This window comes from Arthrobacter sp. 35/47, from assembly GCF_000520475.1.
GTDB classification, from domain to species: Bacteria; Actinomycetota; Actinomycetes; order Actinomycetales; family Micrococcaceae; genus Arthrobacter_D; species Arthrobacter_D subterraneus.
Map to the genome: position 1 here is coordinate 23325 of NZ_KI914598.1, position 3799 is coordinate 27123.

Here is a 3799-nt window from a genome sequence, read left to right on the forward strand (position 1 = left end):
CCCGCCTGCGGGTGGCGGTGGTCACTTCCTCCACCGGCGCATCTTCTGGTCCATGAGCTTCTTCTGGACTGCACCCTTGAGGCGTGCGCCGGCGTCGTCGGGCACACGTATCATCCCCTCCTGCGCAACGGTGGCAACAAGATCACCAGCCCGGTTATAGATCTTCCCGAGCGCCAGCCCTCGGGCCCCTGATGCGCTGGGCGAGGCCTGGACGTACAGCAGCCCAACAACGGAGGGAGCGTGCACACAGCACGCTCCCTCCGCTGTTACCCGGCCCGCCTGCGGGTGGCGGTGGTCACTTCCTCCACCGGCGCATCTTCTGGTCCATGAGCTTCTTCTGGACTGCACCCTTGAGGCGTGCGCCGGCGTCGTCGGGCACACGTATCATCCCCTCCTGCGCAACGGTGGCAACAAGATCACCAGCCCGGTTATAGATCTTCCCGAGCGCCAGCCCTCGGGCCCCTGATGCGCTGGGCGAGGCCTGGACGTACAGCAGCCACTCATCGACCCGGACCGGCCGGTGCCACCACATCGCGTGATCGAGGCTCGCGACGCTCATACCGGGGTGAATCCAGGTCAGTCCGTGCGGACGCAGGATTGATTCGAGCAGGGTGTAGTCACTGGCATACGCCAGTGCCGCCTGGTGCATCGGCGGATCCGCAGGCATAGCGCCGAATGTCTTCATCCAGACCGCGTTGACGGGCTCTTTTGACCCGGTGTTCTCGACATAGAGCGGGGAATCGATATGGCGGATGTCGAACGGGCGGTCGTAGGCCCAGGCCTTGGCCACGGGATGGTCGAACTGACCGAGCAGATCTGCCGTGGAAGGGAGCGATTCAGGGTCCGGAAGGTCCGTCGGCATCGGTTCCTGGTGCGTGATCCCTTCATCCGGCTGCTGGAAGGAAGCGATCATCGAGAGAATCGGTACCCCGTCCTGGTAGGCATGGACCCGCCGCGCCGAGAATGAGCGGCCATCCCGCAACCGCTGCACCCCGAAAGTGATCGGCAGATCTGCGTCACCTGCACGGAGGAAGTACCCGTGCATCGAGTGGACGGAGCGGACGGAATCAACGGTTCTGATGGCGGCGATCAGCGCCTGAGCGAGTACCTGCCCGCCGAAGACCCGCTTGCCCGGCTGTTTCACCGGTGTCGCCACGAAGATCTCCTCGTCCGTCTGTGCCCCTGCGGCGCTGTCCAGGTCGAGCAGGCTGACGAGGGCAGCAGTGGGATCCTGCAGGGGTTGGGCGGACATGGTGATGGTTGGCTCCTTGTGTCTGGGCGCGGTAGGCCAAGTCCGACATTAGACTGCGCGCGCTTGAGCCTCAACCGGACCGTGCCGCATCCCGCCGGATGCGATCAGCGCAGCCGGCGCACCACGGTTGTTACGCGCGGGGAATCGGCCCCGGAACCGGATGAGAGGATTACACAATGCCCGAACGCTCCACAACCGCCACTGAACTGATCCTCGCCGAACCACAGGTGATGCTGGACCTGCGTACCTATGTGGGCCGCGCGCGCGCCGCCCAGGACGGGGCGGTACGCCTCCAGGCGCTTGGAGGAGTGCTTGCCGCTTATGTGTGCATTCTCGCCCCGCGCGTCCTGGGAGAGGCTCTGCCCACGGTGCTCGGGCTCCGGGTCATGCCGCTGGGTGAGCCGGCACAGCTGGACACCACAGTGGCACTTTCCTCCGTGTCCGACCGGCTGGCGCGGATGGGGGAGTACGACGTCGTTCTCCCGGTCCCGCCGACCACAGTCACCGAAATCTGGGCCGGTGTGCTGCCGCCCCGGTCGGGTTGGGAGTCTCAGGGCCGGGTGAGTACGGATGTGCTGCTCGCGTCCGCCACCCAGGGGATCCGGGACGTGGCGGAGTCGGTGCCGCAGTCCCCGGGAGCGATTGTCGTCAACAATGCGCGCGGCATTATCTGGAGCCGTCCCATTGACGGAGCGCCGGCGAACCTTCCGGCAGGGGCGGCATTCGGAGCCTTTGCGCTGGGGTTCCTCTCACCGGGCGGGCAGGCCGGCATTTTCACCAACGGCCGCTGGACACGGCTCAGCACGGCAGGCGGACATGTTCTTGTCCGCCGGGCAGCAGTTCTTTAGCGGGGCCCGTCAATGTGAATGTGAACGTCAGGTCAGGCGGAATTGACCATGGAGTGTGCTGCCCGCTCCAGGTAGTCCCACAGAGTCGCTTCGTGCAGGGGAGAGAGTCCGAGCGAATCGACTGCGTCACGCATGTGCGTCAGCCAGCGGTCGCGGGCGGCCGGGGTCACGCGGAAAGGCTGGTGGCGCATCCGCAGACGCGGATGACCGCGGGTCTCACCGTACGTCCTGGGCCCGCCCCAATACTGCTCCAGGAACAACAGGAGACGCTCCTTGGCAGGCTCCAGATCCTCCTCCGGATACATGGGGCGCAGGAGCTCGTCCGATGCGACGCCCGTGTAGAAACGGTCGACCAGACGGACGAACGTCTCGTGGCCGCCGACGGCCTCGTAAAAATTGTCGGTGTACGAGGGCTGGTCGAAACGCGGGCCCACGGGCGTGAGCCGGGCGATGGGTTCACCGAATCGGGACGGGATGGGAATGGGGCCGGGTGTTTCACTGCTCATTGGTTTGTTCCGCCTTTTCGTCGTCGGTGACCGGAGGTACATAGTTCCCCTGGGATCTGTTTCCCACCTTCATGATGTCACCGTTGCGGATATACCAGATGGCTCCGTTTTCATCGACCATGCGAGTGATCCGCAACCCCACCGACTGCACCACTCCCACGGTGTCACCTATTTCGATGACGTCTCCAATGCCGTATTGGTCCTCGATAGTGATGAAAAAGCCGAGGAAGGCATCCCGGATGACCTCCCGTGCCCCGAAACCGATGGCGATACCGACAATCCCGACGCTCGCCAGGATGGGCCCGATGTTGACCCCGAGCTGTTCTATCGCAGTAATCAGCGCAATGATTGCGATCGTCACCGCAGCGGTACTGCGCAGCAGCGCTCCGATGGTTTCGGCACGCTGCGACCGCCGGTTGTGATCCAGCGTCCGCAGTACAGGCTGAGCCCACCGGAAGTGCGGCTTCTTGAACATGTCATACCCGTTCTGCACCCTTCGGACCATGTGGTTGATCAGGATGCGCAGGATCAGCCAGAGGATGAGGGCGGCCAGCAGGATCAGCGCGGCGGCCAGGATGTTGCCGCCGTACCCGAGCTGGTCAAGGAACTGCATGGGGACACCTTTCATTGGGGCCGCTCGCACGCCGGAGTTCACAGCGCGTCGGGGCAGCTCAAGATTACCGCCGCCGGCGGGTTACTCCACATCCGCCCAGCCCCGTCCCATCTGCGGAGTCGGTGGGCCTGGCCCGGAAGCAGTGCGTGACCAGGAAGAATCAGGCAGTGGTCTTCGCGCGGGACGGCGCGGCAAGCGGATCGGCGGTTCCGCCGACCACTACAACCGGCTCATGGAGGACCGGAAAGTTGACCGAACGGCCAATAAAGCATGCGGCGGCCGCTTCGGCGTGGATGGACTGAGCCAGGTGTTTGGCCGTGCCCCTGGTGATCGTGACACGGGGCTTGAGCGTGACGCTGGTGAATTCGCCGCTGCCGTCGGGGTTGAGCCTCATGGTGCCTTCGGCTGAGTCCTCATAGGCGGTCACAATAACGCCGTTCTTCACGGCCATGTGGAGGTAGGAGAGCATGTGGCACTGGGACAGCGCAGCGAGCAGTAACTGTTCCGGGTTCCAGCGTTCGGGATTGCCGTGGAAGGTGGGATCCGCTGATCCGGCGATCAGCGGCAGGCCGGCCGCCGA

5 protein-coding genes and 1 pseudogene are annotated in these 3799 nt (G+C 64.7%); 1 reads left to right on the plus strand and 5 read right to left on the minus strand.

Features of this window, described 5'->3' with window-relative positions:
• Nucleotides 1–21 precede the first annotated feature (21 nt).
• Together X803_RS21860 and X803_RS0109660 are read right to left on the minus strand one after the other, a co-directional pair.
• Nucleotides 22–222 (minus strand): annotated as a pseudogene (locus X803_RS21860) (acyl-CoA thioesterase II); the annotation flags it as partial.
• A 73-nt stretch (nt 223–295) separates the two neighbouring features.
• A complete protein-coding gene (locus X803_RS0109660) occupies nt 296–1252 on the minus strand; it encodes an acyl-CoA thioesterase (protein ID WP_026544989.1) in 957 nt (318 codons plus the stop codon).
• 176 nt (nt 1253–1428) lie between these two features.
• Between X803_RS0109660 and X803_RS0109665 the strand changes: the two genes are divergently transcribed.
• On the plus strand, nt 1429–2100 hold the full coding sequence (locus X803_RS0109665; RefSeq protein ID WP_026544990.1) for a DUF8185 domain-containing protein: 672 nt from the start codon (nt 1429–1431) through the stop codon (nt 2098–2100).
• Between the two features lie 32 nt (nt 2101–2132).
• On the opposite strand, the gene X803_RS0109670 is transcribed toward X803_RS0109665, so the two are convergent.
• From X803_RS0109670 to X803_RS18995, 3 genes are all read right to left on the minus strand, one after another.
• Nucleotides 2133–2606 (minus strand): globin, encoded by a 474-nt coding sequence (locus X803_RS0109670; protein ID WP_026544991.1) that lies wholly within the window; start codon nt 2604–2606, stop codon nt 2133–2135.
• Complete coding sequence (locus X803_RS18990) at nt 2596–3219, minus strand: mechanosensitive ion channel family protein (protein ID WP_035778488.1); 624 nt, start codon at nt 3217–3219, stop codon at nt 2596–2598. The genes X803_RS0109670 and X803_RS18990 overlap by 11 nt, the downstream gene beginning before the upstream one ends.
• A 160-nt stretch (nt 3220–3379) precedes the next feature.
• Nucleotides 3380–3799: OsmC family protein (locus X803_RS18995; RefSeq protein WP_051470628.1), on the minus strand; the 420-nt coding region annotated here is incomplete at its 5' end.